Here is a 22,813-nt window from a genome sequence, read left to right as displayed (position 1 = left end):
TGCCGTCTCATAAAATACTCCTGCCATGAGACAATTAAAATAGTGCTCTAATTGTTCGCTGGGGTACTTATTTGGGACTTTATGAGACTGTTTTAAGATTTGGCACTTTATGAGACACGAATAAAAAGCGAATACCAGAGAGGGGATCCCTGGTATCACTTTTGCCATGTGGGCGTTTTCGCTAAAAAACAAAGTAAGTAATTAAGGAAGGATGATTCTTTTATGGGAAGTTCTTTCGAAATTCCGCCTAGTATTTTTAGGCTCTTACAGCCATTTTAATATCTTTTTGGCCCTAGTATAGTCTATTGAGATATTAATTTCCAATAGACTCTATTTAGGGGTTTAATTTTAAGTTTTGCCCGTGCTGTTCTCAGGCAGCACAGGCGTATAAATATTTGTTACCTTTAGTAATAGCTTGATTCCGGTTTTATCCTTCCTTCTGCCAAGTCGGAAGTCTCTGTTTTAGAAACAGAATTGCGCGCCTGTAGATCCTTCCGGAAATACGATTAGATCAAAGCTAGCCATAGCCTTGCCACTTATAGGCCTAACAGACCTTCAAGCGTTCTCAGTGAATAACCAATGGATTAGTAGATTGCAATAGTGTCAAAAGCATTGTCGATACCCTCCGGCCCGTCCATAACCGCGCAAAGTTGGTCGTAGATTGTGAGGTAATAGTCGTACTTAAGCTTCGCGTATTGGTTTAGTGTTTCGCCACAGAAATGTTTCCGCCATGCTCTAAAACTATACTCCTTTACCGTACAAGCGTCACAAATTAGATTGTAAAGAATCTCTTTGGCTTGATCTCCCTCGATTTCTTGGCGTTTGTCTAAAAACTCTAACCAGCTTCTTTTGCCTGTTTCAGTGTTTGAAACTTCTAGAATAAATCTGTTTTGTGTTTCTAATCCATCAACTGAAGGTAATAGAAGGCCCTCTTCAAGCAGGATAGCTGTTAGCTGATAGGGGAATTGATTGTTGTTGTTCGCTAAGTTGGTTCGCATAACTTAAAGAATTTAAAAAGTCCCGATCACTGCGAACCAATACCACAAAAGGGTTTAGCTTACGGACTTGCACCGATATGTCGGGAATATTGTTAATAGAAAGGTTGATTAAAAACATTTTATTGTAGTATTGATTCGCACCACAAAGATACGTGAAGTTTTTTCTGTAAATCCAAATTAAAATGAAAATAATTTTAAAAATGGCGCTTAAAGTACTTCTATTAGGGTTTTTGACGGTGTCTAGTATGGGAAAAGGGAGTTTGCTTTAAGGGATTTTTAAAGATTGTATTGTTTTTAATCGTCAAACTCGGACATATTATAGCAGTATTGTTGGTTTGGGGTTCTGTTTTGCTGGTAAATCAATACGGATTAGTGTTTTTGCGGTTGCTTAGGTTAAAAAAAAACACCCCCACCCGGTCACGAAGCCACCCATTCCGCCATTTGATGGGGCACGTCCATATATATGTGGATTATCCTGAGCCTCTGCCCACACAATTTTTTTTAGACGAGCTATCTACCTTGCTTTTCGGCATTGAGCTGAAGTAAATGCATTACAGTGTATGATGAATGGGGCCTAGAAGATTTTGTGTATTATTGATATATGGACATAATAGCTATTGCCGCACCGGCAATTCTCACCTTACTTGGAAACTTTTTATTCTATACTTGGGTAAAGAAGAGGGTCGATAGTAACATTGAGAAGTTTAAAATTACTTACTCGGGGGTTTTTAAGGAAAAGATCGATGTCTACAAGAGTCTTTTAGGGCAGCTACATGATCTCAAGCTGAAAGTTAATCAATATCAATATCATCCAGAACAATCTTTTCAACGGGCAATCATGGAAGATTTTAATGCTGTCGTTAGATCCTATTCGGTGAATAAACCTTTCTTCTCAGATGCAATCCATTCATTGTTTAAAGAGTTTACGGTAGAACTGCGAAGCGTTTTTGAGGCTTTTGCGACTGCTGAACGGGCACCCAGATCGGTCGAAGCGGACAAGGGATATTGGGATGCAGTAAACAAGCTGAGGAAAGGAGAAATATTTGTGGCAATTGAAGATAAGCTGGTCGCTGAAATTCGCGCTGATTTACAAATTCCGCTGTAAAAGTTAAAAGTAGATAGCTATGTCCATTCGGCAAGACCGTAAGACTTATCCTCTTTGTAGAAGTGCCTTCCGATGCGTCTGGATAAAAGTGAAGAAATTCCCCGACGCAAGACTGCCTTGGAACGAGTAGGGTCTTTCGATAGTGCCATATTCACTATATCTCCAACTACCATAGGTCGGCCAGTTTCTCTTAGTATGAATTTGATTTTATCTGTCCAGGACAATTCTGTGAATTGGAGTTCAACCGGACTTGTAAACTCGGATCTTCTTTCGGCGCGTTGTTTTTTGCTACGGACAGTGTCATCTTGACTACCTTCCTGTTTATTTCCTAGCCTCTTTTTACTAATGTCTGGGCTTGTGAAAAAGTTGTATTTTGCGGCGGTAGGATGTTCTTTTTCTTCGAAAAAACCTTCTTGAGGCAACTTACGTTTTAATTCGTCAATCGCTCCCTTGATGGTTATATAGCTACATTTAAACAATTCGTAGGCGCCAACTACTCTTCCTTCCTTCGTATAGTCGGAGGGATGGTAGTAGCATTTGATGCTCCTTTGGATTTCATTTTCTATCCGGCCTGCATTGGAGCACTTTGCTGAGTAAAGCATCTTCCAATCATCTGCTCCTCCGTATTTGTGGCTGTTCAATAGATATTTTCTTTGGTCGGGGTCATTAGTATAACCCACCTTCATCTTTTCTATTAGATGAGAGCCCGCAATGTATATGTAGGCATTTTGGTAGTATCTCATCCGATGTACAATGCCAGCAGGATTGCACTGGAGGCAGTGTCCTGTTTTGTTGCGCATAGTATGGTTAGCTTTAGTGCAAGGTGTTACACCAATAGCAATGTATTTGTCCAATTCGTCCATGATTGCCGAGTACTCCTTTTTTTGTAAGCCAGAAGCGTCAAATACAGTACTGATAGGAAGATTGTACTTTTTTAAGAATTGCTCTTGTTCAGGTGTTAAGGTTGCCATTGCTCAGTTTTTGTTTAAGTGTTGAAATATAGCTATATGAGTTCAATTTCAATAAAAAATATTCTCTTCAGCATAACATAAGCGACAGAGCTAGGACGATCTCGACATTTTTACAATTCAACCTAGTGGTTCTTTTGTCCGCAGCCTAGTTTTGATGAATAGAGGCCAGTTCGGAATATAAAGTGTTGCTGGTCATGAAGCTTGAGATTTAGCCTTAGTATGAACCGTCACTCAGGTATAGTGCTCGAAGGAGGCTTCGTTTTTGGCTGGCCCGATTAAGCAGGATAGGCGCAAACCTATATATGCACAGCTAGGGCAGCGCAATTTTTTTCGGTGTCGACTGGCAGCGTTGCAATGCGGCTCATTTGACGGCGCTCCGGCTGTTCTTTCGGGTAATTTTGCCGTTTTTTTTTTCGGTTTGTATGTATATCTATCTTTCTATGTGTCCTTATATCTATTCTATTTATTATCTATATCTTTCTATCTATTTATGCGTGTAGTAAAGTAATAAAATGGGGCTTGAGGGTGCCTAGAACGCAGTTTTTTTTAACCCCCATTCTTATAGAGGGTTCGGTTATGCCACGAATCTCAGGATTGATTTATGCTGACTAATTCTCGCGCAGTGATTTAAGCCAGCCCCGATTCTACTTCTCCAAGTTGAGGGTAGAGTTCTAGTAAGTAGACCACGTGTGTCTATTCTTGATATGGGTGATTATTTTCCATATTTGTCTGTTCTTCAGTTTTTTGTGTGGATAACTCGTTGCTAATAACTTTTCCACACGCGAAAATCCTGCTATTCTTTTTAGTATCTTTATTGTACTCAGGAATGGGGGTATGTTAGGTAGGCCCAATACCGATTGCCCCCACCTGTTAGCCACAGCTAGCAGTTACTGATGTATGGGCGGTAATTGGGCAGATATAACAAGATGGCTAACAGGTTTGATCAATTTCTACACACTTTTAGAGTTCTATGAGAGCGTAATTAAGAATGTCAAAACCCCTACGGGAAGAGATAGCTCTCGATTAGTTTGTTCCTACATTTATGCAATGAGTCATATGCTACGAAAGTATAGCATGGACGAAGCATATGAGTCAGATGGCGCCGCATTCAACTACGAGTATTTCACCGAGCTCACAGGGTTGGAGCGGAAAAAAGTTTCCGAAATGATTCGATGGATGGAGGGCAATCACTATTGGGTAAAACACAAGAATTATAGCGTCGGAAATAGTTCCAACACTTATAAACTTCATCCACGATTGGAGGGAGAGTTCGTAGGTGTCGTGAATTTTGATGTTGATGAATGTTCTCTCACGAAAAAGCTATTTGCTTGGCGATCTTCCGATACGCGTGTAGGCGTTGACAAAATGTGTCGCCAACAGCTAAATACAATGAAAGACTCCCTTCGTTTAAATAGTGAAGGTATAGCTTATCTCGAAAATTTATACCCTGAGATTAAAAGCCTTTCTCGTCAAGAATTCATAACCAATATCGGTATAAAAACTGCCGAACTGCGCAGGGACATTTCGTTGATTGATATCTATAAAAACGAGTTTTATGCAACTAGGGGTGTGCGTGGAACGAGATTATACAATTCTATATGCAACGTGCCCTCAAGGAAATTGGATTATTTCAAATATCTTTCTTTGGACGGCCAGCCGTTACAAAACACGGATGTATGCGAGAGCCAGTTATTATTGTTAGCGGCAAAGCTTCAAAGTGCCTATAAAATGTATTCCGGAAGAACTGGTCACGAAATACCTGCTGATCTTAAAAGATTCATTCAACTACCGCAGGAGAGGAAATGTTATGCAGAGCTGGCTAGGCTAATAGGGAAGACCTTTAAGAGCGAGCAAGAGCGGTCTGAATTTAAGGAAGAAGCTTTTGGTCAGCTAGTCTATTGCCCAATAAACAAGAAGCAGCCGACGGAACTTGCGAAAGCGTTTAAAGGAGAGTATCCTACTGCTTTCTCCCTGCTCGAAAAATTGAAAGGCACTGGCAAAACAGACTATAAGAAACTTCCTATTGCAATGCAGGCAATTGAAGCTAAGATAAGTGTTGATTATGTCTATAGAACGATGTATAAAGAAGGCAGGCGTTCTATTTTAACTAAGCACGACTCTATTATTTGCAGTAACGAGGAAGATTTAGTAAGGGCCGAAGAGTTATTAACGGACGGTTATCAGCGCTACTCAGTTACACCAATGTTTAAAAGGTAGAATGGAACTAAGAGAATTTTATATTAACTCAAATGGGGTAGAGTACTATCTCACCGACAAGAGTACTGGGGAATACAGGGTCTGTTATAGCTTAGATGGGGGAAGTCTTCTGGAGTGTTATCTGGTGAATCCGCCCTATGATTTAGACTATTTCGAGCTCTACCAGCTATCAGGGAAGGTATAACAATAGTAACAACGCATATGGATAGATTTAACTACAGCAGCCACAGTTCAAACGCGAGTTTTCACAAGAAGTACTACAGCACTTCTACCCTAGAGGAGTATAAGGATTTGGTTAAGGTACTGGCTAAGCTACAGCCGACCGGAGGATTTGGTATTTGGCAACAGATCGCCGATAAAAAGGGCTTTGACCGAGATAGCTTATGTTTAGACGTAATGGCCTTGAAAGGTGGGCCAATAGTGGAAATTCAAAATATTAATACTAACAATGGATAAGGAACAATTAAACCGGATCGAGAAGAAGCTGGACCAGCTAACCGCCGAAGTGGCGACCATTAAGAGCTCTACAAGCTTCTTGCAAAGTCTCTACACGAGAGTGCAGGAGACAAAGGTGACGAGAAGTAAGACTAGAGAGGAAAGAGTCGAAGAGATTAAATTCAAGCTGTTGAACCGAGGAAAGGGAAGGGCTTCTTGAGGTTGCAAGTTTTCAACAGGAGTATGAGCGTAGTTTTCGTTTTCGTATATTTATAGTAATAACATAAAGATAATCAGTGTAATATGGTAGTAGAAGAAACGAAAAATCAATCAGAAGTTCGAAAAATTGTACAACGCTTCATCGAAATAGCTTATGGAGAGGCAGAGATAGGAATTGATGAATTAACGCAGACGCTCCATGATGGGGTGGTATTGCTCGAGGAGGGAGTTCTCGACGAGGTTTCCTATTTAGCCTTCGTTAGTGACTTGGTTCGCTTACGCAATTCAACTCTTTCGGATGGCCAATTTCGAGCTGTATGTGCCGGCGTGTTAGCCACTTCGATGGGGCTATCGGATAGATGCATTAAATTGTATTTAGACAACGCTGGCGGGGTCGTTTATTTACTACAAGCTGGCGTCTATATTATTCCATAAGATGAGACCTATGGTAGCAACTAAACAGCCTCTCTAGGTGGGCGTGCTCGGGCGGCTATGTCCACCTTTAAGCTCCTAAGATATGTCTCTGTTTGAGTTATCGTAGTATGCCGGTTTTGTAGTGATATCTGCACTATATCCCAACCTGCATTATAGGCAGCAATATTTCCGGACGCTTTTAGGGAATAGATAGAGTAGTTTTTAGCAACTTTGACACTCAATTTACCCGCTTCGATTAGTGACTTTATGATCTTCTTGAATTTTCCTCCGAATTGGTAATCATTGGTTCTTTTCTTGGAGGGGATGAGATTCGGAGTGAACACGTAATAATCGTCGTATTGTCGATCATTGAAGTACTTCTCCCAGCCAAGATCCTGTAGATACGCGATGATTAATGGTTCCAGATAGAGTTGGTTAAAGATCTTCTTCTTGTTCTTGGTTATCGTAGTGTCTAAATCAAACCAACCCTCTTTGTATCGCCTGACGTGCTTAATTTTCATTCGTTGGATTTCAGACACTCTAAGGAAGCAGTAGAAAATTATGCGGCAAACCAGGGCCAGCATTTTCTCTGCGTCGTGTTTTTCTTCATAGCAGGCATATTTAATAGTATATGGGCTATCTAATGTCTTAAATATTACCTTAAGGTCCTCCACTGTAAAAGCTTCAAACCTTTCAGAATCCTCATTAGCTTCTTTGTCTTCTAGTAATCTTAGAGGGCTGGCGAAGTTGTAGACTTTCGAATAGTGATTAAAAGGCGCTTTTAGCCATCCTAGTTGAACGTTATAGGTAGTATCTGCCCATTCCCCCTTGTTATATTTAATTTCGAACCACTCATAAACTACATGAGCTGGTACTTCGTTTATTTTGACACCTGCTAATCCCAACGATTCAAGGTAGGTGAGGAAAGATTTGAAGAAATAATTATATACCGACTCAGTCTTTTGCTTGTTTTCCGGCTGTATCTTATTTGGGGTGTCTTTGCCTGCTTTTTTTAATAGCCACTTTTCAATAGCAACCTCGACTGTTGGGATGTTTGTGTGGTGATCGAGCTGCGCTAATACTTCTTTCAGACTCTTATCCGGTTCAGGTGAAATGAATTTTCGGTCTTTCGGGTTGATGCCTTCTTCAAGAAGTTTCAAATACTCCTCAATCTTTAACTTACCATTTTTCTTTCGTGCAGACGGGTTGGTTATGTGCTGTTTTTTATTTAAGGAATCTGTATAGGATTTAACGGGCCTCCATCCTCCATTCTCAAAATCCCAAATATTGTAGTAGATGTACCAATCCCCTTTTTCGGGAGACTTGAGTTGAGGCACATCTTTATACAAGCGTTCAAGGTTATCTGGTAAATAATAGGTATGGGAGTTTAACTTAATTGTTTTATAAAGGTTCTTCATATAAGGTGAATTATAGGCTTGCGTATTACGGGAAAGGCTCGTATCTACTTTTGATCAGGCTCGCCCTTTATGAAAGTACAAAAATTACTTACCTTGTTAGAAATAGTTATTATGAAAACCTTATTACTAATTGCAACTGGATTCACATTCCTTTCAGCTAGCCCTACTAAACCTATCGACACTCACAACCACGGAGATGGATTTTTAAAGACGTACAAAGTTGCTACCTGTACAGGAGCAAAGTACTGTAAGGCTTGTAAGAACTGTAAATACTGTAAACATTGCGCGAAGATTGGCGGAACCTGTGGGGTTTGTAAATAATCAAGTATGCTGGATAAATTTTTTAAAATCACATCCCTTATTATCGGCTGTCTTATCGTTGCAGCATTGATTAGTATTTACATAACTTTAAATGAGGGACGTTACGAGATGAATTCTAATAGATCAATAATTAACACGAAGACAGGCCAAGTGTACTTTTTGGAGAGGGATGGTTATAGTACCTATGAGAATGGAGAACGTAAGTACATTCACAAATTGCCCTAATAATTTTTCTAACGACTCCTTTTGCTGGTGATAGTTCAACCCGTAAATCTGCAGCAAGTATGTATTTAGTATGTATCAGAAATAGAAAAGAGCTACACTTGAGGTGTAACTCTCTCATTTTCAAGTGACCTGGGAGAGGCTCGAACTCTCGACCCACTGATTAAGAGTCAGTTGCTCTACCAACTGAGCTACCAAGTCAGAACGTTAGCAATGTTTTCCTTCGGCTTGGACTGCCGCGTTCTTGCAATGCTTAGCGTTTCCAAATCTAGTAGTTTCAGGTCAATTCCCCAAATTGGAAAGCTACATAGTTGTTCCCCTAAGGGAAGCGACTCAGGGGTATCTTCACTTTATTCGCTGGAACGTCATTTTCCCTAATTTCTTTTATGATAACTTATAATTGCCCAGCCATTTAGGATTACCCCGAACAGCAGCATCGTTCCGATATGTCCGGCAATATCCCGCAAAGTACTTCCTTTCAATACGACCAGTTGCATCACATCAACAAAGTAGCTGACGGGATTTAGCTTCGTGACCATACAGAATGATGCCATATACAACCCGGGCAATGGTTAAGCCGATGGTCAGAATAAGCATGCCGAGGATCCAGAAGGGAATAAGTTTGCCCAGGATGAAGTGATGCCACTGCAGGAGTTTAATTTGGAATCGGTACGGCTTTACAGCAAAACATATTACTCCAGTTAAACTGAGTTAGGTGAACTAGTAAAAACTCAAGCATTGCAATTCTAACAAACCATTTCTTACAAGGCAGGTTAAACAATGACGTCTAGCTAAAACGCTGCCTATGAGCTATCAGCCTATTGAAAACTACGGGGTCATTGGAGATTTAAATACGGTAGCACTCGTCGGATTGAATGGATCCATTGACTTTATGTGTTTTCCAGACTTTGATTCGCCCACTATTTTTGCTGCAATACTGGATGAAAATAAAGGAGGAGCTTTTAAGATCTACCCGGAATCTGAAAGGGTGAAACACAAACAATTATATCTGCCCGATACCAATGTGCTGCTTACTCGCTTTTTATCCTCAGAAGGTGTTGCTGAGCTGACCGACTTTATGCCTGTAGAGGAGCTCTACGGAGGGAAGGAATTGATCAGAAGGGTAACGTGTATCCAGGGAGAGTTCAATTTCAATGTAGAATGCTCACCACGTTTCGACTATGCCCGCGCTGAACACACGGCAGAACTGATAAATGATTACGAAGTAGTCTTCAGAAGTACCGGTCCGGATAAGACAAGTATCAGATTAAAAAGTACGGTTCCGTTGAAGTTGGAAAATACAGACGTGGTGACGGCTTTCAGGCTGAAGAAGGGAGAAAAGGCCGACTTTCTGTTCGAGCATCTGGACTGTAAGTCGGCAGAGGTAGCCGATATGGAAAGCTTTATCACACAAAGCCTTTTTGATACTATCAAATACTGGAAAGACTGGGTTGAAAAGTCGAATTACAAGGGCAGATGGATGGAAATTGTCAACCGTTCTGCCCTTTGTCTGAAATTAATGACCTCTTATAATTTCGGTTCTATGGTAGCTGCTCCAACGTTCGGCCTACCTGAAGAAATTGAGGGCGAAAGGAATTGGGACTACCGCTACACCTGGATCAGAGATGCTTCTTTTACCGTTTATGCCTTCCTGAAATTGGGGTACCGAAAGGAAGCGCGGGATTTTATAAACTGGATAGAGAAGCAATGTAAGGATATTGCCAAAAATGACGAGTACCTGAGCCTGATGTATGCCTTGAACGGGGAAAAAGAACTGATAGAAACCGAATTAAGGCACCTTGAGGGCTATAAAAGATCTGCGCCCGTTCGGATCGGGAACGGCGCTTATACACAGATACAGCTCGACATTTACGGGGAACTACTCGACTCGGTTTACCTATATGATAAGAAAGTTGAACCTATTGCATATCGTTTTTGGAAAGACCTGTCAAGGCATGTCGATTGGGTTTGCGACAACTGGCAACGCAGCGACGAAGGGATTTGGGAGGTTCGGGGAGGAAAAAAAGAATTCCTTTACTCGCGAATGATGTGTTGGGTAGCGATAGACCGGGGCGTAAAAATCGCACAAAAACATTCGTATCCCCTTTCTGATAGGTGGATTCAGGAGCGGGACAATATTTTCAATTCTATTCATGTCGATTTCTGGGATGAAGAGTTGCAGGCATTTGTACAATATAAGGGGGCAAAAACGGTAGACGCAGCTACTCTGCTTATGCCGATGATCCGCTTCATTGGTCCTAAAGACCCGCAATGGTTGTCCACGCTGAAGTTGATCGAGGAGAAACTGGTGTCCGACTTCCTGGTCTATCGCTATCGACCTAATGAGGCATTTGATGGGCTAACGGGAGGAGAAGGAACTTTTTCTATGTGCACCTTCTGGTATGTTGAATGCTTGTCCATGGCTGGAGAACTGACTAAAGCGCGGCTTTATTTTGAGAAAATGCTGGGTTACGCCAATCATGTAGGTCTTTATGCGGAGATGCTTGGCTTACAGGGTGAGCACCTTGGCAATTTTCCGCAGGCATTTACTCATCTTGGTTTAATCAGTGCTGCACTGCACCTCGATAAACAACTGGATGACCAGTGGAACAAGGAAATACGAGACGGAGATAAACGGGATGTATCCGACAGTGTCTAAACCCACAGCTTCCTAAACTGCGAACTAATTCAGCTCTCTTTCTTCTGCTTGATTTTCCAATCCCGACATCAGCCGCGTTGAAAGCTCAGTTTTTATTAGCATTTTTGTTTGTAACCAATTATTCAACCAATAAGATGCTTCAAGGGATTCGGGCGGGGATTTGCTGTCTCCTTGTTTTTCTATCATTTAGCACTTTTTCCCAGATTCAACCCATCTTCCGGCATTATTCCACAGCGGATGGCTTGTCGGACAATAGGATTCGGTGCATGATTAAGGACCGGGAGGGTTTTATGTGGTTTGGAACCTGGGCGGGGATTAACCGTTTTGACGGGCAAAACTTCTTGACCTTCAAATCCTACCCCGGCGACAAGTCAAATCTCAAAAACAACCGGATCGATCAGATCGAAGAAGATGAGGCGGGTTTCTTGTGGCTCCGTGCTTATGACAACCAGATCTATCGTTTTGATAAACGGAAGCATAGGTTTTTGGCAATTGCCGATATCATAAAGGGAAGAGCAAATCCGACCTCCCAGTTCGTCAAGATTTTGGAAGCAGCGAAGAATGAGGTTTGGTTGCAGAGCCAAGGAGAGGGCCTTGTTCTTATTTCCTCCAGCCACCTTCCTCAACCTCGGTACAACGGATACTCTAAAAAGCAGCACGGGGGATTTCGTCTACCTTCTGATACCATCAATTTTTTCTTTCGCGAGAGTCTTACTAAAGTATGGGTGGGAACACCCAAAGGTTTATGTCTGCTAAAGAAGCAGGCTAATGGAATCTACAAAACCATCAGCTTTCAGGGGAAACTTGGCTCCCTCAATATCACGGCTGTAGATCACAACAGGGGCAAAGTTTGGTTCGGTACTGCAGAAGGTTATTTGATCTCGGCAGATAAACGAAGCGGCACACTTACAAAGACGAGGCTTAGCTTACGAAGAATTAACGGTTTGCTTGTTTCTAAGCGCCATCCCAGGCTTTATTGTACTACACCGGCAGGTGAGCTGCTTGAGGTTTCGCTAGCTGGAGGAGAGATACAAACCACCCAAATCTCAGCCGGCAATTCCTTGCACTCGCTATACGAAAGTAGCGATGGAGCGCTGTGGTTGGAACCAGCAAGCATGGGAGTAATAAGATTTGACACGGGGAGCAGGACCTACAGGCACTTTTCTCAGAAAAACGTTTCCAACTATCTGCACCAAACGGAGGATTACAGCGTGTTCGAAGATGCAAAAGTTAGGGTTTGGGTGAATATGAAAGGCACCGGCTTCGGATATTACAATCCCGACAAGGGGAACCTCGAATATTTCTATAATGAACCAGGGACCGCAAACCGGCGCTTTTCTAACATGGTCGGAGCCCGTTTTTATGATCCTACAGGCGTGCTCTGGCTCTCCACGGATGATGGCGGACTGGAACAGGTAATCTTCCCAAACACCAACTTCGAGCACCATAAGCTTGTTGACAACTCTATTTATCGGGTTGCAAACGAGGTAAGGGCAATATATCAGGACCGGCAAAACAGGCTCTGGGTGAGCACTAAGGATGGCAGATTACGAGTGTTTAAAGACGGAAGACTCGTAAAAAACTTATTCAAAAATTTCCCCTCCAAGGGCTTTGGGTCCATCTATTCAATATTGGAAGACCGAAAAGGAAATATCTGGCTGGGTACAAAATCAGACGGCCTTTACAAGGCTATGCCCCTGGACAACCGGGGAATAAGCTACTTGATTACTCACTTTTCGAGAGAAAAGATGCCGTCGCTGCCGAGTAATACTATCTATACAATAATCGAGGATAAAAAAGGGCGGCTCTGGGCTGGATCTTATGGCGGGGGATTGATTAAGATTGAGGAAGAGGCGGGAAAGACAGTATTCAAAAACATTTCAAACACCTTTAAAAAATATCCGAAATCAAGCTTTACCCGGATTCGCCATCTTGCGGAAGATTTTAACGGGAATATCTGGATTGGCACCACCGAAGGGCTGTTGATTTTTAATCCGGATAGACGTCATTCGAAAGATTATGATTTCATTAAGTATCGTAAAATTCCCGGCGAAATAAGCAGCCTCGGGGGAAATGACGTCCACTTCATCCTTAAAGACAGTAAGCAGAGAATGTGGGTGTGTACTTCTTCCGGAGGCCTTAACCAGGCAATTGGCAGTGATCCCACGAGCGCCTTGTCTTTTGTGAACTATTCCGCAAAGAACGGGCTCCCCAGCGACTACCTGCTGAGTGCTGTTGAAGACCGGCAGGGAAACCTTTGGTTGTCTTCACAGAATGGTTTAACAAAGTTTAATGTCAACAGTAAGCACTTTCAGAATTTTAACGTCTATGATGGATTGCCTAACGCCAATTTCTCAGAAGCTTCCTGTTTGATCTTGAGCAACGGCAAGCTTGCCTTTGGCACCACGGCCGGATATATTACATTCAGTCCTTATGCCATCGGGAATAAAAAGATTAAGGCTCACATGGCCTTCACAAATTTGCAAATTAATAACAGGGACGTGCAGCCTGGCGATAGCTCACTATTAAAATCCTCGATTAATAGCAGTCAGGAGTTGATTCTGAAGCATGATCAAAACATTATCAGCATTGACTTTTCTGTGTTGGACTACCGGTCGGGCGACAAGGAGCGCTATATTTATCGGCTGCACGGCTTTGACAAAAGCTGGCGCAACAGCAGAAAGCAGAAAACCGCTAGCTACACCAATCTTCCTCCCGGGAAATATCGTTTCGAGGTGAAAAGTTCGAGCGCTGAATTGTATTCAAATGTGCCTTTAAAAACGCTGTCGATCACCATTCTGCCTCCACCTTGGAAAACCTGGTGGGCCTATTCCTTGTACTTTTTGACAGCCCTGATAATGATGGAGGTAGTGAGACGGGTAGCACTCACCATGTTGAGATTGAGGCAAGGGATTGCTGTTGAAAGACGGCTTGCTGAATTGAAAGTGGATTTTTTCACCCAAGTTTCCCACGAACTACGAACGCCGCTTACTTTAATATTAAATCCGACAGAAGAAATCCTGAAAAATGAACCGCTTTCTGATAAAGGGTCTGAATATGCAGGGATTGTTTTAAAAAACGCCCGGCGTATGGTGCGCTTTGTGAACCAGTTGCTCGATCTCCGAAAGGTAGAAAGTGGAAAGGCTGTTCTTAAGGTATCTGAGGTCGAAATTTGCTCTTTTGTTCGAAACGTTTGCTCCTATTTTACAGAGCTTGCCCGTCAAAAAGACCTCAGCATAGAAGTTGTTTCAAGTGAGGAAGAGCTTTTAGCATGGGTGGATGGAGAGAAGCTGGATATAGCAGTCTATAACATTATTGGAAACGCCGTGAAATTTTCCTTAGAGAAGGGGAGGGTCAAAGTGGTGATTGATCGAAGCGCAGGGGCTCGCCGCTTTAGTATAAAAGTGATAGATGAAGGACCAGGGGTGAGTGAGGATGAACTGGGCCGGATTTTTGAAAAATATTACGAAGGAAACAGGGGGCAAAATACGTCCAAAGGAACCGGACTCGGTTTGTCGTTTACAAGGGAGTTGATCGAACTACACCAGGGGACAATCTCTGCTGCGCATAACCATCCGCACGGCCTCTGTGTTGAAATGGTCCTTAGGCTCGGGAAAACGCATTTTAATCCGGCTTCCACCTATTTTATCGACCAGGCGGAACTGAGTCAGCTACGGGTAGATAGTTTAATTGACCTTCCCACTTCTCCTTTGCAAAATTCATTCTTAGGGCCGGGAGACGATGCTCCCCTCGTGCTGCTGGTGGAAGACAGCGATGATCTTCGTCAGTTCCTTTCCTCTCAGCTGTCCAGCTTTTATCGGGTTGAAACCGCTAAAGATGGTGAAGAAGGTTTACAAAAGGCATTGCAATTGCTTCCCGATCTGGTACTAACGGATGTAATGATGCCGAGAATAGACGGTATCGAACTTCTCGACCGTCTGAAAAGTAATATCAGCACAAGTCATATTCCCGTAGTTCTGCTGACAGCAAAATTTTCAGTTGAAAGTCAGATAGAAGGGCTTGAATACGGCGCGGACTATTACATCACCAAACCGTTTAAGGTAGAATTTGTCCAGGCAGCTATTTCAAACTTATTGAGGCAGCGCAGAAGGCTTTTCGACTCGCTTGCAGATGGAAAAAATACTCCCGTTGCTGAAGGCATAGTTATTACAAGCCAGGATACTGCTTTCCTTGAAAGAATTATCGAAATCGTGCAGGAAAAATTGGCGGATGCCGAGTTTAACATTGAGCTGGTAGCAGAAACTGTAGGTATGAGTCGCTCTGCATTCTTCAAGAAGTTTAAGAGTTTGACGAATATGGCACCAGTGGAGTTCGTGCGGGAAACCCGGTTGAAACATGCCAGAAAACTTTTTGATGCGGGTGAGAGAAATGTAGCTGAAGTCGCCTACGCTTCCGGTTTCAACAATCCGAAATATTTCAGTACCTGTTTCAAAGCTGAATTTAACCAAACTCCGACAGAGTACCTTAAACAAGTCCAGTCGGGAGTGGGGTCGGTTGTGCCAAAATAGGGAGCCTGGTTTATCCATCATTTTCGGTGAGGCTCCCATTCGTTTATTCTCTGCTAAAGTTCTTCCAATTTCCTTTCTGCAATCCATGGCGTTCGCAGATATCAGCTTACGCCCGAAACAGTCCTCCTGTAATTTCCTGTTATTTGGTTTTTCTTAAACGTATTGCTGGTCAACTACTTATATGGTGTATTGCTTCTTTATAGTCGTATAGGTTAGTCTTGAAATATCAATTTTTAAACCTTTTAAACCAGAAATTGAACCTCCTCAGCTTCTTCCATTTCTAGCTTTGTGTCACTGCCAACGTTAGCATAAATACTATGCTTCTGCTTGGTAACAAGTAACCAATAACACAAAGGCCAATTTTTAACGGATTTCACGGGGCTACCTCCGAAGAAATTTCTGCTGGTTTTAGTTGCAATTTCTCTGATACGGTCAGAGATCTTATAGACGGCATTCAGTAGAATCATCATCGGTTGTAGCAGGGGAATAACAGATCCTTCTAGCTGAATCCAAAATTTTAGTAACCTAATTAACTAACTAATTTTATGAGGCAAGTAGTACTTATGATGTGCCTGATGTTTACGGCCGTAAACTCAGCGTTTTCACAAACCCGGCAAGTTTCGGGAAAAGTGGTGGATAGGAGTGGGGAGGCTCTTATCGGCGTAAGTGTATTAGTAAAAGGCACTACGGTAGGTGCCAGCACCGATGTAAACGGAAACTTTCGTATCAATGTGCCGCAGGGAGGAAACCCGGTACTTGTATTTAAGTATCTCGGGTATCGCACCAGAGAGGTTTCTGTGGGCAGTCAAAGCGCCATCAACGTAACGCTTGAAGATGATGCACAGGCATTGAACGAGGTAGTTGTAGTGGGATATGGCACCCAGCAACGCAGAGATCTTACCGGTTCTGTATCTTCTGTGTCGGGTGAGGTGATAGAACGAAATCCGGTGACAAGCGTCGCCGAAGCTATTACCGGAAGAATGCCGGGGGTGCAGGTTACTACCACCGATGGAGCTCCGGGTGCAGAGATCGTAATTCGCGTTCGAGGCGGAGGTTCTATCACGCAGGACAATTCGCCGCTGTACATCGTGGATGGATTTCCCGTGGACAATATCAACGGAATAGCTACCACCGACATTCAAAGCATCGACGTGTTGAAGGATGCATCGTCCACCGCTATTTATGGAGCAAGAGGAGCAAACGGGGTGGTAATCGTTACTACCAAAAGTCCGAAAGCGGGCAAAACTTCTGTCTCTTACAATGGCTACTTTAAAGCAGGGTCGCTTCCGCGGAAGCTGGAGGTGCTGTCGCCCTACGAGTTTGTTCTTGCGCAATATGAGTATGCCAGGCTTAGAGGAGAGGCTGATGTGAACGGCTTTACCCGGTACTTTGGAGCTTTTGATGATCTTGAACTTTACAAAAATCAACGGGGAACAGACTGGCAGAAGGAGTTGTTCGGCAATTCAGTCAACTCTCAACAACATAATCTGAGTATTTCCGGCGGCTCGGAAAAAACAAAGATGAGCTTCAGTATCACCAACAATAAGGATGAAGGCTTGATGCGTGGCTCCGCCTATAACAGAACCTACCTCAACTTCAAGCTCAACCACGATATCTCGAAATCGCTCAAACTAGATCTCACTTCTCGTTTTACCAATACCAATATCGACGGGGCAGGCACATCGGGTTCTTCTCAGATCAGAATTTCCGACGGCATTACTACCCGACCGGTGAACGGCTTGGCGGATCAAATCGTTATCGATCCCAATACAGTTGCTGATGAGGACTACGATCAGTTTCTTAGGAGTCTGGTGAAACCGACCGAGTTGGTAACACAGGACTACCGGAACAGAAAAGATCGGAATTTCAATATGGCTGCTGCTGCCTCCTGGGCAATTATCGATGATCTTACTTTTCGATCGGAACTGGGCGTCGACCTTAACTTTGGCGACCACAAACGGTACTATGGTCCGCTGACCGGCGAGTCAAGAAATGTGGGTGGAAACCTCCCCTTAGGTGAAGTAACAAACGGGTTCGGGAATAAGTATCGGATAGCAAATACACTGAATTACAAGTTGGACCTGGGTGGGGATCAAAACTTTACCTTCTTACTCGGCCAGGAACTGCTGGCTAACCGAAGTAAATCGGAATTTGTAAGAGCAAAATATTTCGCTGCTCATACCTCTCCAGAAACCCTTTTTGGAAGTATGCAATCGGGCACGCTCGATAGACAGTTCACCTTTCAGCAACCCGACAATAACATGTCCTCTTTTTTCGGAAGAGTGGAGTACGACCTGAAAAATAAGTACTTGTTTAAAGCTACATTAAGGGCAGATGGGTCAAGCAAGTTTGCTCCCGGAAATCGTTGGGGATTCTTTCCCGCAGCTTCTGTGGGCTGGCGCATTGCTGAGGAAAACTTCCTGAAGGATGTACAGTTTTTATCTGACCTAAAATTGCGCTTTAGCTATGGTGAAGCGGGAAACAACAGGATCGATGACAATATGTGGAGAAGAACCTTCGCTATCGATAACAATCGTCCGATCGGTTTTGGTGACGTTCCGCAACCTTACTGGAGAGCAGAATCTACTATCCTCGTTAACCCTGATCTAAAATGGGAAACCACGGTTACCCGAAATCTTGGCTTGGACTTCGGATTTTTCCAAAACCGTTTCTCTGGAACTCTTGATGCTTACCACAATACCACTAAAGATCTTCTGGTTCAGTCAGTGATTCCCGGATATCTGGGTTATGAGTTTCAGCAGCAAAATATCGGGCAAACCTCCAACAGAGGTATCGAGCTAGGCTTAAACGCCAACATATTGGACAAAAAGGATTTTTCGCTTTCCGCAAACTTCAACATCGGCCTGAATCGATCAAATATCGACAAGCTGGATGGTGTGAACGTGCGTAGTTACAACTCTAACTGGGCGGGTACCGACTTGAAAGCGCAGGACGACTACCGCGTCATCGTGGGACAAACCATTGGCTTGATGTACGGCTTTGTAACGGATGGTTACTACACCGTTGATGATTTTGAGTCGTATGATCCGGCAACCAATCGTTACGTTCTCAAAGAGGGCGTACCATCGGTGGGGTCATACCTGGGCGGGATAAGCCTTCGACCAGGTGTACTGAAGCTGAAAGACTTAAATGACGACGGTACTATCGACCCTAATAATGACCGTACTATTATTGGTAGTGCATTGCCTAAACATTCCGGAGGTTTTGGCTTGAACGCCACCTTCAAAGGCTTTGATTTCTCTACACTGTTCAATTGGGTTTACGGGAACGATGTATACAATTCAGGCAGAATTTCTTTTAACATGTTGCACCGCACATCCTACGGGAACATGCTGAATACCATGAACTCCGAAAACCGATTTAAATACGTAGATCAGAACGGAGCACTGGTTACAGACCTGGAAGCGTTGCGCCAACTTAATCAGAATGCAACGATGTGGTCTCCTTTCTCCATGGGAGGAGCCTCACCCGTAGTACACTCCTGGGCGGTCGAGGATGGATCCTTCCTTCGCCTGAGTAATATAACGGTGGGATATAGTTTACCTAAAAACTTAATCTCCAGAATCAAAATGTCTCAGTTCAGGATTTACGGCACCGTATACAACGCGCTGCTTTGGACGAAGTATTCGGGCTACGACCCCGAGGTAAGTACTACAAGAAGCAGTTCTTACGCCGCCCTTACTCCGGGTGTAGACTATTCTGCCTATCCAAAGGCAAGAACCTTTACGGTAGGGGTAAATGCAACTTTTTAGGAATTATCTATTGACTTATACAAACGTTACGTTTATGAAACGATATATCATCTCAAGTTTAACGGCGGTTTCTCTGCTGACAACTTCCTGCGAGAAGTTTCTGGAATCAGAGTCGCCTTCTGTGTTCACAGACACTTATATATATAGTAACTCCAACGACGCAGCAAAGGCTGTCTACGGCGTATATGCATTATTCAACCAGGATGCCTTCACCTCCCGTGTGTCCAACAATTTCGCTGGTAACTCCGACATTGAAGTGGGTGGGGTATCTGCTAATCCTGATAATTCACGCCGGGATATCTGGTCTTTCGAAACTACACCTTCTAACCAGGATTTGCTTACTGTCTGGAATAATGCATTTAAAGCTATCAACAGGGCGAATGAGTGTATAGAGGGTATTGAAAGCAGCGATCTTTACAAAAGTAGCGACAGAACGATGACACAACTTCGGGGAGAAGCGGCTGGACTGCGGGCTATCTGGTACTGGTACCTGATCAATCACTGGGGCGACGTTCCTTTGAAAACTACGCCCACTAAAGCCGGTGATGAATTTTACCTTCCTCGTACCGACAGGAACGAAATTTTGACCTTCCTCATTGATGATTTGAAGGCCATTGAGCCGAAGATGATGTGGGCAGAAGAGCTCGACTATGGGATAGAGCGCATCAATCGTGAGTTCGTTATTGGAATGATTGCAAGGTTGTCTATGATGCGCGGGGGCTATGCTCTTTATCCGGACATGAGCCAAAAAAGAGCGGAGGATTGGGAAGACTACTACAGGACAGCGAATGAGTACTGTAAGAAGCTGGTAAGTTTGAAGCCCCACGTTTTAACACCTAACTACGCGCAGGTTTTCCTGAACGTTAACAAGTACATCAAACCTAAAAACGAGGATGTACTCTATGAAGTAGCATTCCATCCTGGCTTCGGTGATGTTGCCTGGAATATGGGGGTGAGGGTAGATGCGGGAAGCCATCCCTATGGATCGGGTTCGAACTACCTGAGCTTAACGCCCAGCTATTATTATTCTTTTGACGATAAGGATAAAAGGAGAGACGTAACATGTTCGATTGTTTTCTGGGATAAAGACCTCCTTCAACAACCTGTCGCAATCACCGCCATCGCCCCCAACAAGTGGAACCGGTTATTGGTACCCACTCCGCTAGGTGCAGCTTCGGCAAAAGGAACAGGGATCAACTGGCCTTTGATGAGATATGCAGATGTTTTATTGATGCTTGCTGAATCGGAGAATGCATTGAACGGTCCCAATGCTACTGCACAGCAGTATTTGAAAGAAGTGCGTAAGAGAGCTTTTGACCCCGCAGATCATGGGGAAAAGGTGGATGCCTATGTTGCTTCCGTATCCGGCAGCAGAGAAACTTTCTTTGAAGCAATTGTTAACGAGCGCGGTTGGGAATTTGGTGGTGAAGCTTTGCGTAAGTACGATCTTATACGCTGGGGTAATTATGGTAAGAAGCTCGCGGAAACCAGACGCACCTTATTGCAGATGGGAATGGATCAGTATACAGGTACAGGACAGTACGCTAATCTCGCTGACGACCTCTACTATAAACGTAATGAAGACGGCTCAATCACCTTTTTAAACCGACTGTATGATCCTGCGGTGATTCCTCCTGTTAAAGACTCGCCAAATAAAGGCGACAACCCAAATGGATATTTAAGGGCAGGCTGGTTAAAAAGTACGCAGCTCTACAATAGTCAAACTTCTTCTGCCGGTGATTTCGTGGCAAGAACCTGGCGGGGATATGCTGACAACACCGGGCAAACTCCAGTCCGGTATATTCTTCCGGTGCATGCTACCATCGTTACCAGCAGCATGGGTGTATTAAATAATGATGGATACGGATTTGGATTCTAAAATCGAAACTTTATGAAAATCGCAATAAAAAACATGATTTCAGTAAAGAGCGTTCTCTGTCTGCTTGCAGGAATGATCTTACTTACAGCCTGTAAAAAGGACGAGTTTGAAGCAACAGGCCCTAACCGGCTCTTCCGGCCAACGGTAAAAGGTGAAATGGTTTCGGGTGGAAATTGGATCGAAGTATCGTGGCAGAACGTGAAGGGCGCCTCTTCTTATACGGTACAAATCAGTAGAGATACCTTTAAAACCATAGACAGATCACTTAAGGTCGACACCAACGCGGTAACCTTTAACAACCTGAAATGGAATCAGCTCTATCAGCTTCGGGTGAGAGCGGAAGCGCAGGATACCAGTATGAATTCAAAGTTTTCTATCCTTGGCGAGATGAAGAGTGCAAAATTCCCAACCATTATCACGCCGCAGGTAGCACAGGATATTGCAGATGTGGGAGTAATTCTTCGTTGGACTCCTACAGGGCAACCAGTGACCTCCATCAAGGTATTAAAAGCGTCGGATAGTTCCCTTGTCAGAGAGGTTCCGCTTACTGATCTTGACAGAACACAAGGATTTAAGCGGGTGATGAATTTGACCGGTAACACACCTTACATCGTGTACCTCTATAGTGGTGAAAATATCAGGGGATGGGAAGACATCACAACCAAGCCCTCTCCAATATTCCCAACCGGAAGTAACATCGTTGACCTTCGCGGAGACGAAGATCCTGCATCCTTAAGAAGAGTGCTGGAAGGAAATTGGGCTTCGGGAACAGTAGTGCTGCTGGATCCGGGTATGACTTACGATATGAATTCGGGAATCAATCTGAGTAAATCGCTCACCTTATATGGCGCCCCTGGTTTTGGCCCGCTTCCGTCCATCAGATTTTCCAGCAACTTCAACTTTACGGAGGGTAGCACCATGGATTCGCTTGTGTTTAAAAACCTGCGGCTGGTGGGCACAGACTACACAGGAAAATACGTGCTGAATGCCAGTAATGGTTCCACTGTAGGAAAGATTGTCTTTGATAATTGCAGAGCCAGAGTGTTCAGAGGAATGGTGCGTCTTCAGAACAAAGTGACAAACGTTGCTAATTTCATCATCAATAATTGCGTCATTGATAGTGTTGGAAATTACGGCGTTGTCAATGTGGATGGTACTACGCCAAAGATTGAAAATATAACCATTAGCAATTCAACGATCTTCAAAACTGAAAAAGTGGTGACCAGCAGAAACGCCTCTGCTTCGGTTATCATCGAAAACTGCACCATAAACGAGGCGCCTTTAACAGGGAACTACCTGGTTGACTATAATGCAGTAAATGTTACTAATAATATTAAATTGCTCAACAGTATTTTGGGGGTAGGTAAGAGTAACGTAAACGGTGATAAATCAGTAAGGGGCTATCGGGCAGGAACTAGTACTTCCAGTCAGGTGGTGGGTACTTATGCCACCTCTGATTACACTGTTTTGTCGAATGAGTTCCCTGGTCTCACATCCTATTCCGGAACGTCCAGTGCTCTTTGGGCAAATCCGGAGGCAGGCGACTTCAGACTCAGGGATTTATCCTTTGCGGGAAAATCTACGGCAGGAGATCCCCGCTGGAGACCTTAAATAATCCCGGTTGCCGATTATAACAGGAACCGGAGCTGAAAG

At 43.5% G+C, this 22,813-nt stretch carries 16 protein-coding genes and 1 tRNA gene; 11 read left to right on the top strand and 6 right to left on the bottom strand.

What is annotated here, in order from left to right:
- Positions 1 to 584: 584 nt before the first annotated feature.
- Positions 585 to 998, bottom strand: a complete 414-nt coding sequence (locus J4N23_RS03890; protein ID WP_207425686.1) for a hypothetical protein — start codon at positions 996 to 998, stop codon at positions 585 to 587.
- Between the two features lie 601 nt (positions 999 to 1,599).
- On the opposite strand from J4N23_RS03890, the gene J4N23_RS03885 reads away from it, so the two are divergent.
- Positions 1,600 to 2,103 carry a hypothetical protein gene (locus J4N23_RS03885; RefSeq protein ID WP_207425685.1) on the top strand — a complete coding sequence of 168 codons (504 nt, stop codon included), beginning with the start codon at positions 1,600 to 1,602 and terminating at the stop codon, positions 2,101 to 2,103.
- A 17-nt stretch (positions 2,104 to 2,120) separates the two neighbouring features.
- Here J4N23_RS03885 and J4N23_RS03880 read toward each other — a convergent pair whose 3' ends face one another.
- Entirely contained in the window at positions 2,121 to 3,074 is a 954-nt protein-coding gene (locus J4N23_RS03880) for a GIY-YIG nuclease family protein (protein ID WP_207425684.1), read from the bottom strand.
- A gap of 1,056 nt (positions 3,075 to 4,130) precedes the next feature.
- Here J4N23_RS03880 and J4N23_RS03875 point away from each other — a divergent pair.
- From J4N23_RS03875 to J4N23_RS03855, 5 genes are all read left to right on the top strand, one after another.
- On the top strand, positions 4,131 to 5,291 hold the full coding sequence (locus J4N23_RS03875) for a hypothetical protein (protein WP_207425683.1): 1,161 nt from the start codon (positions 4,131 to 4,133) through the stop codon (positions 5,289 to 5,291).
- 1 nt (position 5,292) lies between these two features.
- On the top strand, positions 5,293 to 5,475 hold the full coding sequence (locus tag J4N23_RS03870; protein WP_207425682.1) for a hypothetical protein: 183 nt from the start codon (positions 5,293 to 5,295) through the stop codon (positions 5,473 to 5,475).
- A gap of 17 nt (positions 5,476 to 5,492) precedes the next feature.
- Positions 5,493 to 5,747, top strand: coding sequence for a hypothetical protein (locus tag J4N23_RS03865; RefSeq protein WP_207425681.1), 255 nt, complete (start codon positions 5,493 to 5,495; stop codon positions 5,745 to 5,747).
- On the top strand, positions 5,740 to 5,946 hold the full coding sequence (locus J4N23_RS03860; RefSeq protein WP_207425680.1) for a hypothetical protein: 207 nt from the start codon (positions 5,740 to 5,742) through the stop codon (positions 5,944 to 5,946). The genes J4N23_RS03865 and J4N23_RS03860 overlap by 8 nt, the downstream gene beginning before the upstream one ends.
- 83 nt (positions 5,947 to 6,029) lie before the next feature.
- Positions 6,030 to 6,380: a hypothetical protein gene (locus J4N23_RS03855; protein WP_207425679.1), complete on the top strand. Its 351-nt coding sequence runs from the start codon at positions 6,030 to 6,032 to the stop codon at positions 6,378 to 6,380.
- 20 nt (positions 6,381 to 6,400) lie between these two features.
- On the opposite strand, the gene J4N23_RS03850 is transcribed toward J4N23_RS03855, so the two are convergent.
- From J4N23_RS03850 to J4N23_RS03840, 3 genes are all read right to left on the bottom strand, one after another.
- The gene (locus tag J4N23_RS03850) at positions 6,401 to 7,777 is read right to left on the bottom strand and encodes a site-specific integrase (RefSeq protein WP_207425678.1); all 1,377 of its coding nucleotides are present in this window, start codon (positions 7,775 to 7,777) and stop codon (positions 6,401 to 6,403) included.
- A 671-nt stretch (positions 7,778 to 8,448) separates the two neighbouring features.
- Positions 8,449 to 8,521 (bottom strand) — tRNA-Lys (locus J4N23_RS03845).
- A gap of 173 nt (positions 8,522 to 8,694) precedes the next feature.
- The gene (locus tag J4N23_RS03840; protein ID WP_207425677.1) at positions 8,695 to 8,874 is read right to left on the bottom strand and encodes a hypothetical protein; all 180 of its coding nucleotides are present in this window, start codon (positions 8,872 to 8,874) and stop codon (positions 8,695 to 8,697) included.
- A gap of 251 nt (positions 8,875 to 9,125) precedes the next feature.
- On the opposite strand from J4N23_RS03840, the gene J4N23_RS03835 reads away from it, so the two are divergent.
- Both J4N23_RS03835 and J4N23_RS03830 read left to right on the top strand, forming a co-directional pair.
- A complete protein-coding gene (locus tag J4N23_RS03835; protein ID WP_207425676.1) occupies positions 9,126 to 10,979 on the top strand; it encodes a glycoside hydrolase family 15 protein in 1,854 nt (617 codons plus the stop codon).
- 134 nt (positions 10,980 to 11,113) lie between these two features.
- Positions 11,114 to 15,508, top strand: coding sequence for a two-component regulator propeller domain-containing protein (locus J4N23_RS03830; protein ID WP_370527232.1), 4,395 nt, complete (start codon positions 11,114 to 11,116; stop codon positions 15,506 to 15,508).
- 242 nt (positions 15,509 to 15,750) lie between these two features.
- Here J4N23_RS03830 and J4N23_RS03825 read toward each other — a convergent pair whose 3' ends face one another.
- Positions 15,751 to 15,978 carry a hypothetical protein gene (locus J4N23_RS03825; RefSeq protein ID WP_207425674.1) on the bottom strand — a complete coding sequence of 76 codons (228 nt, stop codon included), beginning with the start codon at positions 15,976 to 15,978 and terminating at the stop codon, positions 15,751 to 15,753.
- A gap of 75 nt (positions 15,979 to 16,053) precedes the next feature.
- Here J4N23_RS03825 and J4N23_RS03820 point away from each other — a divergent pair, with 75 nt between their 5' ends.
- From J4N23_RS03820 to J4N23_RS03810, 3 genes are read left to right on the top strand one after another with little or no spacing between them, the layout of a single operon-like run.
- Positions 16,054 to 19,281: a TonB-dependent receptor gene (locus J4N23_RS03820; RefSeq protein WP_207425673.1), complete on the top strand. Its 3,228-nt coding sequence runs from the start codon at positions 16,054 to 16,056 to the stop codon at positions 19,279 to 19,281.
- 34 nt (positions 19,282 to 19,315) lie between these two features.
- Complete coding sequence (locus J4N23_RS03815; protein WP_207425672.1) at positions 19,316 to 21,160, top strand: RagB/SusD family nutrient uptake outer membrane protein; 1,845 nt, start codon at positions 19,316 to 19,318, stop codon at positions 21,158 to 21,160.
- Positions 21,161 to 21,172: 12 nt separating this feature from the next.
- On the top strand, positions 21,173 to 22,771 hold the full coding sequence (locus tag J4N23_RS03810) for a DUF5123 domain-containing protein (protein ID WP_207425671.1): 1,599 nt from the start codon (positions 21,173 to 21,175) through the stop codon (positions 22,769 to 22,771).
- The last annotated feature ends 42 nt before the right edge of the window (positions 22,772 to 22,813 follow it).

This window comes from Pedobacter sp. SYSU D00535 (genome assembly GCF_017355855.1).
Classification (GTDB): domain Bacteria; phylum Bacteroidota; class Bacteroidia; order Sphingobacteriales; family Sphingobacteriaceae; genus Desertivirga.
This window is presented reverse-complemented; position numbering and strand designations above follow the sequence as displayed.